We start from the raw sequence: 12,538 nt of genomic DNA, 5'->3' as shown, positions 1-12,538 counted from the left end.
GGAGAGCAGGAAGACCGGCGTCCGGTACGTCAGCGCGATCCGCGCCGCGTCCAGGGCCGCGTCGAAGCAGTCCGCCGGGGTCCGCGGCGCCACGACCGGCACCGGCGCCTCGCCGTTGCGGCCGTACATCGCCTGGAGCAGGTCGGCCTGCTCCGTCTTGGTCGGCAGACCGGTGGACGGGCCACCGCGCTGGATGTCCACGATCAGCAGCGGCAGCTCCAGCGACACCGCCAGGCCGATGGTCTCGGACTTCAGGGCGACGCCGGGGCCGGAGGTGGTGGTCACGCCGAGCGCACCGCCGAAGGCGGCACCCAGCGCGGCCCCGATGCCGGCGATCTCGTCCTCGGCCTGGAAGGTCCGCACGCCGAAGTTCTTGTGCTTCGACAGCTCGTGCAGGATGTCCGAGGCCGGCGTGATCGGGTACGAGCCCAGGTAGAGCGGCAGATCGGCCTGCTGGGAGGCGGCGATCAGCCCGTACGACAGGGCCAGGTTCCCGGAGATGTTGCGGTACGTGCCCGTGGGGAACGCGCGGGTCGCGGGCGCGACCTCGTAGGAGACCGCGAAGTCCTCGGTCGTCTCGCCGAAGTTCCAGCCCGCCCGGAAGGCGACGACGTTCGCCTCGGCGATGTCCGGCTTCTTCGCGAACTTCTGCCGCAGGAAGCTCTCCGTGCCCTCGGTCGGCCGGTGGTACATCCACGACAGCAGACCCAGCGCGAACATGTTCTTGCTGCGCTCCGCCTCCTTCCGCGACAGCCCGAAGTCCTTCAGGGCCTCCACGGTCAGCGTCGTCAGCGGGACGGGGTGGATGTTGTAGGCGGAGAGCGATCCGTCTTCCAGCGGAGAGGTCTCGTACCCGACCTTCGCCATCGGGCGCTTGGTGAACTCGTCGGTGTTGATGATGATCTCGGCGCCGCGCGGCACGTCGGCGATGTTGGCCTTCAGAGCGGCCGGGTTCATCGCGACCAGCACGTTCGGCGCGTCGCCGGGCGTGAGGATGTCGTGGTCCGCGAAGTGCAGCTGGAACGACGACACACCGGGCAGGGTTCCGGCAGGGGCCCGGATCTCGGCGGGGAAGTTCGGCAGCGTGGAGAGGTCGTTCCCGAACGACGCCGTCTCCGAGGTGAACCGGTCACCGGTGAGCTGCATGCCGTCACCCGAATCACCCGCGAAACGGATGATCACGCGATCGAGACGACGTACTTCCTTGCCGCCCGGGCTCGGAGGGGTGCGCTGTCCACCGACAACCGCACCCCCAGCCCCGTCGGCCTGCTCGGCTGGGCTGCTGACCTGGCTGGTCACTGAACTGGACCTCCTTCGAGGCGTGGGCTCCCCCACGGAACCCACCCTACGTCCGCAGGGAGGGCTTCCAAGGGAGCGACCACATTCTGGACCGTCGGGCCGCCCCTTGAGACGGCCGGCCGGTATGCCGTAACTGCCGTGTCTGACAGAGTGTCAGTCGATCATGATTTCAGGTAGGTGAGAACGGCCAGAACACGCCGGTGATCCCCGTCACTGGGCGACAGCCCCAGCTTCATGAAGATGTTGCTGACGTGCTTCTCGACGGCGCCGTCGCTCACCACCAGCTGCTTCGCCACGGCCGAATTGGTACGCCCCTCGGCCATCAGTCCGAGCACCTCGCGCTCGCGCGGGGTCAGCCCCGCCAGCACGTCCTGCTTCCGGCTGCGGCCGAGCAGCTGCGCGACGACCTCCGGGTCCAGGGCGGTACCGCCCCGCGCCACCCGCACCACCGCGTCGAGGAACTCCCGAACCTCCGCCACCCGGTCCTTGAGCAGGTAGCCGACCCCGGTGGTGGAACCGGCCAGCAGTTCGGTGGCGTACTGCTCCTCCACGTACTGCGACAGCACGAGCACACCGATGCCCGGGTACTCGCGCCGCAGCCGCACGGCCGCCCGTACGCCCTCGTCGGTGTGCGTCGGCGGCATCCGCACATCGGCCACCACCACGTCCGGCAGCGCATCCTCCGCCGCCAGGTCCGCCACCGTCTTGATCAGGGCTTCCGCGTCCCCGACGCCGGCCACGACGTCATGCCCCCGGTCGGTCAGCAGCCGGGTCAGGCCCTCACGCAGCAGCACTGAGTCCTCGGCGATGACCACCCGCACCCTGTCGTCCACGATTCAGCTGCCCCCGCGTCCAGTCGTTCTCACAATTCCCTGACCCGGCCAAGCATTCCAGCATCGACCCCGAATCCAGGCAGAGCCCGGCCAACGAGTGGGCCCCGAGGGGGAGTTTTCGGCCCGAGAGGCCCCCTGCGGGGGCGAATTCCAGCCCTTCCCGCTACCGAGCCACCTGCGCGAGATCGACCTTGGCCTTCCAGGCGTACCCGGGCCATATCCAGTCCGTCCGGATCCGGAGCCGTCGGTTGAATCCCGTCCCCAGCCTCCGAGCGATGCCCGCGCCATATCCAGCCACTCCGGCGTTTGAGGAGCGGAGCCCGGGGCGGAGCCCCGGGCCCGGGCGCAGCCCCGGGGCCGCTCCGCGCAACGCCGCCGCACCGGGCAACCGGCAACGCGAACGGGACTCCCGTCCACCCCGGACGGGAGTCCCGAAAAACAAGAGCCGCGCCGAACTACGGGCCGCGCCGAACTACGGGCCGCGCCGAACTACCGCACGCGCCCCCGCCAAGGCAGCTCCGCCGTGACGACGGTCCCCGCACCCGCGGGGGAGTCCACCACCAGCACCCCGTCCACCGCGCCCAACCGCTCCGCCAGCCCCGCCAGCCCCGACCCCTCGGAGAGCCCGGCCCCGCCCCGCCCGTCGTCGGAGACCTGGAGCAGCAGCCGCTCCCCGGACTTCCACACGTCCACGCTCGCTCCCCGAGCCGTCGCCCCCGCGTGCTTGCTCACGTTCTGCAGCAGCTCGGACACCACGAAGTACGCGATCCCCTCGATCGCCTCCGCCGGCCTGGCGGGGAGGTCCACGGACACCCGCACCGGCACCGCGCAGCGGGCCGCGACCGACGACAGCGCCGCGTCCAGCCCCCGGTCCGTCAGCACCGCCGGGTGGATCCCGCGGGCCAGGTCCCGCAGCTCCTGGAGGGCGACCTTCACCTCTCCGTGGGCCTCGTCCACCATCCGTACGGCCGCCCGCGGGTCCTCCGCGAGCTTCTGCTTCGCCAGCCCCAGATCCATCGCCAGCGCCGCCAGCCGGGCCTGCGCCCCGTCGTGCAGGTCCCGCTCGATGCGCCGCAGGTCCGCCGCGGCGGTGTCCACGACGACCCCGCGGTCGGACTCCAGCTCGCTCACGCGGTGGTCCAGGCGCGACGCCCCGAGCAGCCCGGCCACCAGCACCCGGTCCATGATGGTCAGGGCCCGGATCACCCACGGCGTGGCGAGCGTGATGGCCAGCCCGACGACGGAAGTGAGGACGATCGCGAGCGGAGAGTCGAGGACGAACGAGTAGTCGTCGTTCTGGAAGACGATCAGTCCGGACTGGCTGGTGTAGGCAGGGAAGACCCAGAACCACAGCGGGTACAGCAGGAAGCCCCACCCGTACGACCAGAACGTCAGCGCCATGCAGAAGCCGAACACCGCCCACGGGAAGTGGATCACGGAGTACAGCACGTGCCGCCAGGCGCTCCCGCTCTTGAGCAGCGCCCCCATGGCCGCGAGCGGCCCGCTCTTCCCGGCCCGGATGCGCGCGGGAGCGGCGATGTCGACCCGCAACAGGTGCCGAACCCGGGCCCGCTCCAGGTGCCCGAACCCGCGGCACATGGCGAGCACGCCGGCCAGGACGGGGATGCCGAGGAAGGTGACGAGCAGCCCGGCGCCGACGCTCACACCCGCGATCGCGAGCGAGAAGTACACCGTGCTCAGCGGCAGCCCCACCAGCAGGTACCCGAACTCCCGCCAGGTCCGCCCCTCGAAGGGGGCCCGCAACACCGCCCCCAAACCCGTCCCGTTGCCCATGATCCAGCCCCGCCCTTCCCGTCCGCCGATACCCCCCAACCCTGTCGCCCCGCCCCCACCCGAACCATCCGGCGAGTAGGCGTCCCGATCGGGGGGTTAACCCCACCCCCACCGGGCCATATCCAGCCCCTCCGGCGTTTGAGGAGCGGGGTCCGGGGCGGAGCCCCGGAAGCCCGGGCGGAGCCCGGGGCCGCTCCGCGCAACGCCGCCGCACCGGGCAACCGGCAACGCGAACGGGACTCCCGTCCACCCCGGACGGGAGTCCCGAAAAACAAGAGCCGCGCCGAACTACGGGCCGCGCCGAACTACCGCCCGCGCCCCCGCCAAGGCAGCTCCGCCGTGACGACGGTCCCCGCACCCGCGGGGGAGTCCACCACCAGCACCCCGTCCACCGCGCCCAACCGCTCCGCCAGCCCCGCCAGCCCCGACCCCCGGGAGACATCCGCCCCGCCGCACCCGTCGTCGGAGACCCGGATCATCAGCCGGGCGTCCGCCCGCCACACCTCGACGCTCGCCCCCCGCGCCTCCGCCCCCGCGTGCTTGCTCACGTTCTGCAGCAGCTCCGACACCACGAAGTACGCGATCCCCTCGATCGCCTCCACCGGCCGTTCCTCCACCGGCAACTCCACCAGCACCTTCACCGGCACCACGCACCGCGTCGCCACCGACGACAGTGCCGCGTCCAGTCCCCGGTCCGTCAGCACCGCCGGGTGGATCCCGCGCGCGAGGTCCCGCAGCTCCTGGAGCGCCAGCTTCACCTCGCCGTGGGCCTCGTCGACCATCGCCGCCGCGCCCTCCGGGTCCTCCAGCAGCTTCTCCTTCGCCAGGCCCAGCCCCATCGCCAACGCGACCAGCCGCGCCTGCGCCCCGTCGTGCAGGTCCCGCTCGATGCGCCGCAGGTCCGCCGCGGCCGTGTCGACGACGACCCCCCGGTCGGATTCCAGCTCCGCGATCCGCCGCTCCAGCTCGTCGGAGGGCGACAGCAGCCCCCGTACCATCGCGCGGTCCACGTTCGACAGCCCCCGCACCACGTACGGCAGCACCGGCCACAGCACGAAGAGCCCGGTCAGAGCTACCGTGAAGGTGAGCACCCCCCAGGGCAGCCGGATCAGCTGGTACAGCACCGTCCGCCAGCCGACCGGGTCCTTGATGCTCGTCCACAGCCAGGGGAAGAATCCACCGGACCGCTTCGGGCCGGGGATCGGGGTCGGCTCGTCCACCCGTACGCCGAGCAGCGCGCGGGCGCGGGCCCGGTCCAGTCGTCCCAATTGCCGAGACAAGAACAGGCCGCCCGCGAGCAGCGGAACGCCGATCGCCGTCACGGAAAGACCCCCCGTGCCGGAGACCATGACAACCGTGTAAACGAAGCCGACGATCGCCACCGGCAGGTTCGTCACCAGATGGGCTATTTCCTTCCACGTCACGGCGCTGAAGACGGCGCGTACGGGAGGGGGCCGATCGTTGTCGGGGGTGTCAGGGCTCGTGGTCATGGGCCACAGCCTGCCAAGCGGACCCCGCTCATGCCATGGGGTGGCCGGGGTGCTGTGAACGGGGGATAACCCCACCCTGTGTGAGGCAGGCCCTAGACTCCCGTCCGTAACAGATCGTCGACAGTGGCCGAGGAGCGAGGAACGGACGTGCCTGAACCGACGGTATCGACCGTAACCGTGCTCGCGGCGGACTACTTCCGGAGTTATTCGGTCGTCGGCCTGCTGGCCGCGCTCGGTGTGCTCTTCGTGGCCGTGGCCTTCGGCGCCGGCCGCCTGCTGCGCCCCGAGGTCCCGACCCGCGAGAAGCTCCTGACGTACGAATGCGGTGTGGACCCGGTGGGCGAGGGCTGGGCTCACACCCAGGTCCGCTACTACGTCTACGCGTTCCTCTACGTCATCTTCGCCGTCGACTCGATCTTCCTCTTCCCGTGGGCGACGGTGTTCGGCGCCGCCGGTTACGGCGCCACCACCCTGGTCGAGATGTTCATCTTCCTGGGCTTCCTGGCCGTCGGCCTGCTCTACGCGTACAAGAAGGGCGTCCTCGAATGGACGTGACACCGGCCGTGACGCCTACCGCGACGCCGACCGAGGGGGTGCTGCTCCCGGAGCCGAAGCGCCTCGGAGTCCTCTCCCGCCTCGCCCCGGAGCCGATGAAGGTGGTCCTGAACTGGGGCCGCCGGTACAGCCTGTGGGTCTTCAACTTCGGTCTGGCCTGCTGCGCGATCGAGTTCATCGCCGCGTCCATGGCCCGGCACGACTTCATCCGGCTCGGTGTGATCCCCTTCGCGCCCGGCCCGCGCCAGGCCGACCTGATGATCGTCTCGGGCACCGTCACGGACAAGATGGCCCCGGCCGTGAAGCGGCTCTACGAGCAGATGCCCGAGCCCAAGTACGTCATCTCCTTCGGCGCCTGCTCCAACTGCGGCGGACCGTACTGGGACTCGTACTCGGTCACGAAGGGCGTCGACCAGATCATCCCCGTCGACGTCTACGTGCCCGGCTGCCCGCCGCGCCCGGAGGCGCTGCTCCAGGGCATCCTCAAGCTCCAGGAGAAGATCGCCCGCGAGTCGCTGGCCGAGCGGTACGCGCCCGGCCCGTCCGTCGCGCAGCTCACCAGCGGCCTGGTCACGCCCCCGCCCACCCCGGGAGCCGGCGCATGAACCTCTACGACTCCCTGCCCGACGCGGCCGCGGCGGTCTTCGGAGAGGAGGCCGTCGGCTCGTCCGCGTATGACCTCCTGACGGTCGACGTCCCGGTCGGATCCTGGATCTCCTCCCTCGAAATCGCCCGGGACAAGCTGGGCTGCACCTACTTCGACTGGCTGAGCGCCGTGGACGAGCCGGGCACCGGCTTCCGCGTCTGCGCGCACGTCGTCGCGCTCGAAAACCGTCGCGTACGCCGACTGCTGCTGCGTACGACGGTCCCGCACTCGGCGCCCTCCCTGCCGTCCGCGATCGCGGTCTACGCGGGCGCCGAATGGCACGAGCGCGAGACGTTCGAGATGTTCGGGATCACCTTCACCGACCACCCGCACCTGGTCCACCTGCTCCTCCCGGAGGAGTTCGAGGGCCACCCGCTGCGCAAGGACTTCGTCCTGGCCGCACGCGTCGCCAAGGCCTGGCCCGGAGCCAAGGAGCCGGGCGAGGCGCACGACCCCGACGCTCCGAAGCGCCGCCAGATGCTCCCGCCGGGCGTCCCGGACCCCAACGACTGGGGCCCGATGAAGGGCCAGCTCCCGCCGGCCCCCGCCCGCCCGGCCCGCACCCCGCGTGCGGCGGGAGCCGCCGCCCGCGAGGGCGCCCCGGCCCGTCGCGCCCGCTCGGTCGCGGACGGCTCGGCCACCCAGACCACGGAATCCGCCCCTCGCCCGGCCCGCCGCACCCGCTCGGTCGCGGACGGCTCGACGAGCCAGGCCACCCCCGGTGCGACCCAGGAGACCTCGGCCACGGAGCTGCAGACCCCGCCCGCAGCCCGCCCGCCCCGGCGTACCCGTTCGGTCGCGGACGGCTCGGCGAGCCAGGCGGCTCCGGCGTCCCCCGGCACGGGGCCCGGAACCCCGGTGACGGAGACCCCGGCCGCGACCGGATCGGCCGACCAGGCCGCCGGGGCGACTCCGGCGGCCCCCGCCCCGGAATCCGAGCCCACGGCCACACCCCGCCCGGCCCGCCGCACCCGCTCGTCCGCCGACGGCTCGGCGAGCCAGGCCGGCGACGCGGCCCCGGAGGCAACCGGCACGGCGGCGGAGGACGCGCGCCCGCCGCGCCGACCGGCCCCCCGCAGCGCGGACGCGCCCTGGCACAACCCGAAGCCCGCCTTCGACGAGCCCGCCGCCCAACCGGCCACCCCGCCGGAGGCAGAGGCGGACACACCGGCCCAACCGGCCACCGAGACCAAGACCGACCCCACCCCCGACAACGGAGGCGACGCGTGAACGACGTCCTCGACGTCGCCCTGCGGCTGATCGTCGTCTTCGCCGTCTTCCTCGTGCTCCCGCTCGTCGTCGGGCAGACCGAGCACAAGGTGATGGCCCACATGCAGGGCCGCCTCGGCCCCATGTACGCCGGCGGCTTCCACGGCTGGGCCCAGCTCGTGGCCGACGGCGTGAAGTTCGCGCAGAAGGAGGACATCGTCCCGGCCAACGCCGACCGGCGGATCTTCCAGCTCGCCCCCGCCGTCGCCCTGCTGCCCTACCTCCTCGTCCTCGTCGCCATCCCGATCGGCCCCGGCGAGGGCGCCGTCGGCCAGGTCATCGACGCGGGCCTGTTCTTCGTGCTCGCCGTCATGGGCGTCGGAATCCTCGGCTCCCTCATGGCCGGCTGGGCCTCCGCGAACAAGTTCTCCCTGCTCGGCGGCCTGCGCACCGCCGCGCAGCTGCTCGCCTACGAGCTCCCGATGCTGCTCGCCGCCGCGTCCGTCGCCATGGCGGCCGGGACGGTCTCCATCCCCGGCATCGTCGAGGGCTTCCAGTGGTGGTGGCTGCCCTGGCAGATCGTCGGCGCGCTCGTCTTCTTCACCGCCGGCCTCGCCGAGCTCCAGCGGCCCCCCTTCGACATGCCCGTCGCCGACTCCGAGATCATCTTCGGCGCGTACACCGAGTACACCGGCCTGCGCTTCGCGCTGTTCCTGCTCGCCGAGTACGCCGGCATCGTCGTCCTCTGCGCCCTCACCACCGTCCTCTTCCTCGGCGGCTGGCACGGCCCGTTCGGCTCCGGCGACTACGGCTGGGTCTGGACCCTCCTCAAGACCGCGGTCCTCGCCTTCGTCGTGATCTGGCTCCGCGTGAGCTACCCGCGCCTGCGCGAGGACCAGCTCCAGAAACTCGCCTGGACCGTACTCATCCCCCTCGCGCTCGCCCAGATCGCGCTCACCGGCATCGTGAAGGTGGCGATCCTGTAATGCCCATCCCCGGATCCGGCCTCGCCAAGGGCCTGGCCGTCACGCTGCGCACGATGACGAAGCGCTCGCACACCGCCCAGTACCCCGAGGTCCAGCCGCAGCTCCCGCCCCGCTCCCGCGGGGTCATCGGCCTGTTCGAGGAGAACTGCACGGTCTGCATGCTCTGCGCCCGCGAGTGCCCCGACTGGTGCATCTACATCGACTCCCACAAGGAGACGGTCCCGGCCACCACCCCCGGCGGCCGCGAGCGCAGCCGCAACGTCCTCGACCGTTTCGCCATCGACTTCTCCCTCTGCATGTACTGCGGCATCTGCATCGAGGTGTGCCCCTTCGACGCCCTCTTCTGGTCGCCGGAGTTCGAGTACGCGGAGACCGACATCCACGAACTGACCCACGAGCGCGACAAGCTCCGCGAGTGGATGTGGACCGTCCCGGCCCCGCCCGCGCTGGACCCGGCCGCCGAAGAACCCAAGGAGATCGCCGCGGCCCGCAAGGCGGTCGAAAAGGCGGAAGCGGCGGCCGCCGCAGCGGCAGCCGCCGAAGCCGAGACCCTCTCCGCCGACAGCGCCCCGGGCCCGGGCACTCCCGCCACGGGCAGCTCCGGCACGCCCGCCCCCGGCGCCCCCGCCCCCGGCACCCCCGGCCCCAGTGCCCCCGGCGCCGCCGGCACCGACTCGGCGGGAGGCACCGCCTGATGCTGACCGCCCACCTCGCCGCAGCCGCGGGCGCAGCCGCAGCCGCAGGCACCCCCGCGCCCACGCCCGGCCCCGGGTTCCTCTCCCCGACCGGCGTCGAGATCGCCTTCGTCCTCGTCGGCCTCGCCACCCTCGGCGCGGCCCTCGTCACGGTCACCACCCGGCAGCTCGTGCACGCCGCCCTCTGGCTGGTCGTCGCGCTCGGCGGCATCGCCGTCGAGTACCTGCTGCTGACCGCGGAGTTCATCGCCTGGGTCCAGGTGCTGATCTACCTCGGTTCCGTGGTCGTCCTCCTCCTCTTCGGACTGATGCTCACCAAGGCGCCCATCGGCCGCTCCCCGGACGCCGACTCCGGCAACCGTTGGATCGCCCTCGGCGTAGCCGGCCCGGCGGCCGTCGCCCTCGTCTGGGTCGTCGTCGACGCCTTCCGCACGACCTGGATCGACCTCGACGGCCCGGTCCAAGGCTCGACGAAGGTCTCCGGCGAGATCCTCTTCCGGCACTGGGTGCTGCCCTTCGAGGCCCTCTCCGTCCTCCTCCTCGCGGCCCTGATCGGCGCCATCGTGCTCTCCCGCAAGACCGACCCCGCCGATGCCGAAGGCAACGGCGAGAAGAAGGGGCAGCGCTGATGCACCTCGCCTACCCCGCCGTGCTCGCGGCGCTCCTCTTCTGCACGGGCCTGTACGGAGTACTCGCCCGCCGCAACGCCATCCTGGTCCTGATGTCCGTCGAGCTGATGCTCAACGCCGTCAACCTGAACCTGGTCGCCTTCGACGTCTGGCTGCGCGACACCCTGCACGCCGGCCAGGCCCTCACCCTCTTCACCATCGCGATCGCCGCCGCCGAAATCGGCATCGGCCTCGCGATCGTGCTGATGGTGTACCGCAACCGGGGCACCTCGGACGTCGACCGCCTGCGCGACACCGCCGAAGGCCACGAGCCCACCCCGAACCACCGGAGCGAGGTCACCGCGTGAGCACGACGACCCTCGCCGTACTCGTCCCCCTCCTCCCCTTCCTGGGCGGGGTCGTGGGACTCCTCCTCGGCCGCACCGCCCCCGGCTTCGTCCGGCCGCTCGCGATCCTGCCGACGCTCGCCACCGCCGTGCTGGCGGTGCTCGTCGCCGTCCGCCAGGGCGGCGGCAAGGCCATCGACGCGTCGACCCTGCTGACCCCGACCGGCTCCGTGCCGATCGAACTCTCGCTCCACGTGGACGGCTTCGCCGCCCTGGTCGCCGTCCTCGTCGGAGTCGTCGCCACGTGCGTACAGCTCTACTCGACGGCATACCTCCGCGAGGACCCGCGCTACCCGTCGTACGCCGGCCTGGTCTCACTGTTCACCTCCGCCATGCTGCTCGTCGTCTACACCGGCGACCTGATGGTGCTGCTGGTCGGCTGGGAAGTCATGGGCATCTGCTCGTACTTCCTGGTCGGGCACTACTGGGAGACCGAGGCGGCCCGCTCCGCCTCCCTGAAGGCCTTCCTCGTCACCAAGCTCGGTGACGTCCCCTTCCTCATCGGCCTGTTCGCGCTCGCCGCCGACGCCGGCTCCTTCGAGATCACGAAGGTGCTGGGCACCGTCGCCGCCGGCGGACTCGACCACCCGACGCTGATCGCGCTGCTCCTGCTCGCCGGAGTCGCGGGCAAGTCCGCGCAGTTCCCGCTGCACACCTGGCTCCCGGACGCCATGGCGGGCCCCACCCCGGTCTCCGCGCTCATCCACGCCGCGACGATGGTCGCCGCCGGCATCTACTTCATCGCCCGTCTCCTCCCCGTCTTCGCGGCCTCGTCCGCCGCGCTGGTGGTCATGGCCGTCATGGCGGCCGTCACGATGGTCGGCTCCGGCCTCGCGGCCCTCGCCCAGGACGACATCAAGCGCGTCCTCGCCTACTCCACGATCGGCCAGCTCGGCTACATGACCGGCGCGCTGGCCGTCGGCGACCGCGGCGCCGCCGTCTTCCACCTCCTGTCCCACGGCTTCTTCAAGGCGCTCCTGTTCCTCGGTGCGGGCGTGATCATCCACGCCGCCGGCACGAACTCCCTGGCCGCCATGTCCCGTATGGACGGCCTGTCCAAGCGCATCCCCGACGCCTTCTGGACGATGACGATCGCGCTCCTCGCGCTCGCCGCGATCCCGCCTTTCGCCGGCTTCTTCTCCAAGGAAGCCGTCCTCGTCGCCGCCGAGCAGACCGCGACCGGCCACTCGGAGTTCGCCCCCGGCAGCGCCGGCTGGGTGGTGCTGGTCGCCGGCGTGCTGACCGCCCTGCTCACCGCCGCCTACGCCACCCGGCTGTGGCTGATGGCCTTCCGCGGCCGGGGCGCCGCCGCCCCCGACCACGGCAAGGAGCCCATCGCCATGACCGGCGTCCTGTGGCTGCTCGCGATCCCCACGATCGGCCTCGGCCTCGCCGCGGACTCCCTCGCCGACTGGTTCGACGGCAGGGCGCTCACCCCGACCCTGGTCACCTCGGTCCTCGGCACCGGCGCGGCGGTCGTCGGCGTCATGCTCACCTACGCCCTCTGGCAGCGCGCCACGGCCAAGGCCGCCGCCGTCGCGGCCACCGCCTCGGTCGCCAACGGCGTCGCGGCCGCCGCCGCCGTCGCCGCCACCGTCGCGGAGTCCGCCGCCGAAGCCCCCGAGGTCGCCGAAGTGACCCACGACCACCCGGCCGCCGCGGCCGGCCCCGCCGCCGACCCGGGCAAGGTGCTCCTCGGCCCCCTGCACCGGCACGCGGCGGTCGGTTTCCACCTCGATGCCGTCTACGCCCGGCTCTTCGTCCGCCCCGTCCTGGCGGCCGCGAGCCTGGTCCGCTTCCTCGACCGCGAGGTCGTCGACACGTACGTCCGCGGCGCGGGCGCCGCCCCCCGGCTGTTCGGCAGCCTCGTCCGCCGTGCCCAGACCGGCAACGTGCAGAGCTACCTGAGCGCCCTGTTCGCCGGTGCCGTGGTCCTGGCGATCGCCACCGCCGTCCTCGCCAACATCAACGCCGGATCGTGAGCCGAGAGTCAGCCGTGATCGATATCAGCCCGTC

Annotated in this window: 12 protein-coding genes; 8 read left to right on the top strand and 4 right to left on the bottom strand. The window is 72.1% G+C overall.

The genetic code is table 11. The annotated features are described in order from the left end of the window. The 4 genes from ACFYYJ_RS23905 to ACFYYJ_RS23890 all read right to left on the bottom strand — a co-directional run. Nucleotides 1–1,299, bottom strand: a 1,299-nt coding sequence (locus ACFYYJ_RS23905; RefSeq protein WP_389135201.1) for a 2-oxoacid:acceptor oxidoreductase family protein, incomplete at its 3' end; no start/stop codon positions are given. Between the two features lie 161 nt (nt 1,300–1,460). Further along, nucleotides 1,461–2,120, bottom strand: coding sequence for a LuxR C-terminal-related transcriptional regulator (locus ACFYYJ_RS23900; protein ID WP_385130829.1), 660 nt, complete (start codon nt 2,118–2,120; stop codon nt 1,461–1,463). 501 nt (nt 2,121–2,621) lie between these two features. Next, on the bottom strand, nt 2,622–3,926 hold the full coding sequence (locus ACFYYJ_RS23895) for a sensor histidine kinase (RefSeq protein ID WP_389135198.1): 1,305 nt from the start codon (nt 3,924–3,926) through the stop codon (nt 2,622–2,624). 305 nt (nt 3,927–4,231) lie between these two features. Next, nucleotides 4,232–5,416 carry a sensor histidine kinase gene (locus tag ACFYYJ_RS23890; protein ID WP_385130814.1) on the bottom strand — a complete coding sequence of 395 codons (1,185 nt, stop codon included), beginning with the start codon at nt 5,414–5,416 and terminating at the stop codon, nt 4,232–4,234. A 147-nt stretch (nt 5,417–5,563) separates the two neighbouring features. On the opposite strand from ACFYYJ_RS23890, the gene ACFYYJ_RS23885 reads away from it, so the two are divergent. The 8 genes from ACFYYJ_RS23885 to ACFYYJ_RS23850 are packed head-to-tail and all read left to right on the top strand — an operon-like array spanning nt 5,564 to nt 12,504. Next, the gene (locus tag ACFYYJ_RS23885) at nt 5,564–5,971 is read left to right on the top strand and encodes an NADH-quinone oxidoreductase subunit A (protein ID WP_384759129.1); all 408 of its coding nucleotides are present in this window, start codon (nt 5,564–5,566) and stop codon (nt 5,969–5,971) included. Continuing rightward, nucleotides 5,962–6,576: an NADH-quinone oxidoreductase subunit B gene (locus tag ACFYYJ_RS23880; protein WP_385130811.1), complete on the top strand. Its 615-nt coding sequence runs from the start codon at nt 5,962–5,964 to the stop codon at nt 6,574–6,576. Before ACFYYJ_RS23885 ends, ACFYYJ_RS23880 begins: the two co-directional genes overlap by 10 nt. After that, a complete protein-coding gene (locus ACFYYJ_RS23875) occupies nt 6,573–7,847 on the top strand; it encodes an NADH-quinone oxidoreductase subunit C (RefSeq protein WP_389135194.1) in 1,275 nt (424 codons plus the stop codon). Before ACFYYJ_RS23880 ends, ACFYYJ_RS23875 begins: the two co-directional genes overlap by 4 nt. Next, nucleotides 7,844–8,812 (top strand): NADH-quinone oxidoreductase subunit H, encoded by a 969-nt coding sequence (locus tag ACFYYJ_RS23870; RefSeq protein ID WP_389135191.1) that lies wholly within the window; start codon nt 7,844–7,846, stop codon nt 8,810–8,812. The genes ACFYYJ_RS23875 and ACFYYJ_RS23870 overlap by 4 nt, the downstream gene beginning before the upstream one ends. Continuing rightward, nucleotides 8,812–9,507 carry a NuoI/complex I 23 kDa subunit family protein gene (locus ACFYYJ_RS23865; RefSeq protein ID WP_389135188.1) on the top strand — a complete coding sequence of 232 codons (696 nt, stop codon included), beginning with the start codon at nt 8,812–8,814 and terminating at the stop codon, nt 9,505–9,507. Before ACFYYJ_RS23870 ends, ACFYYJ_RS23865 begins: the two co-directional genes overlap by 1 nt. Then, nucleotides 9,507–10,136: an NADH-quinone oxidoreductase subunit J gene (locus ACFYYJ_RS23860; protein ID WP_385363624.1), complete on the top strand. Its 630-nt coding sequence runs from the start codon at nt 9,507–9,509 to the stop codon at nt 10,134–10,136. Before ACFYYJ_RS23865 ends, ACFYYJ_RS23860 begins: the two co-directional genes overlap by 1 nt. Beyond that, nucleotides 10,136–10,483 carry an NADH-quinone oxidoreductase subunit NuoK gene (gene nuoK, locus ACFYYJ_RS23855; protein ID WP_384590653.1) on the top strand — a complete coding sequence of 116 codons (348 nt, stop codon included), beginning with the start codon at nt 10,136–10,138 and terminating at the stop codon, nt 10,481–10,483. The genes ACFYYJ_RS23860 and nuoK overlap by 1 nt, the downstream gene beginning before the upstream one ends. Then, entirely contained in the window at nt 10,480–12,504 is a 2,025-nt protein-coding gene (locus ACFYYJ_RS23850) for an NADH-quinone oxidoreductase subunit L (RefSeq protein WP_389135184.1), read from the top strand. Before nuoK ends, ACFYYJ_RS23850 begins: the two co-directional genes overlap by 4 nt. The last annotated feature ends 34 nt before the right edge of the window (nt 12,505–12,538 follow it).

The sequence above is a fragment of the Streptomyces sp. NPDC002467 genome, from assembly GCF_042889825.1.
GTDB lineage: Bacteria > Actinomycetota > Actinomycetes > Streptomycetales > Streptomycetaceae > Streptomyces.
The sequence above is the reverse complement of the archived record's forward strand: the minus strand, read 5'-3'. Positions and strand labels throughout refer to the sequence as shown.

Excerpts from the sequence above, each read along its gene's own strand:
- ACFYYJ_RS23895 (WP_389135198.1), bottom strand. The coding sequence starts at position 3,926 with ATGGGCAACGGGACGGGTTTGGGGGCGGTGTTGCGGGCCCCCTTCGAG.
- ACFYYJ_RS23890 (WP_385130814.1), bottom strand. The coding sequence starts at position 5,416 with ATGACCACGAGCCCTGACACCCCCGACAACGATCGGCCCCCTCCCGTA.
- ACFYYJ_RS23880 (WP_385130811.1), top strand. The coding sequence starts at position 5,962 with ATGGACGTGACACCGGCCGTGACGCCTACCGCGACGCCGACCGAGGGG.
- ACFYYJ_RS23875 (WP_389135194.1), top strand. The coding sequence starts at position 6,573 with ATGAACCTCTACGACTCCCTGCCCGACGCGGCCGCGGCGGTCTTCGGA.
- ACFYYJ_RS23865 (WP_389135188.1), top strand. The coding sequence starts at position 8,812 with ATGCCCATCCCCGGATCCGGCCTCGCCAAGGGCCTGGCCGTCACGCTG.
- ACFYYJ_RS23860 (WP_385363624.1), top strand. The coding sequence starts at position 9,507 with ATGCTGACCGCCCACCTCGCCGCAGCCGCGGGCGCAGCCGCAGCCGCA.
- nuoK (WP_384590653.1), top strand. The coding sequence starts at position 10,136 with ATGCACCTCGCCTACCCCGCCGTGCTCGCGGCGCTCCTCTTCTGCACG.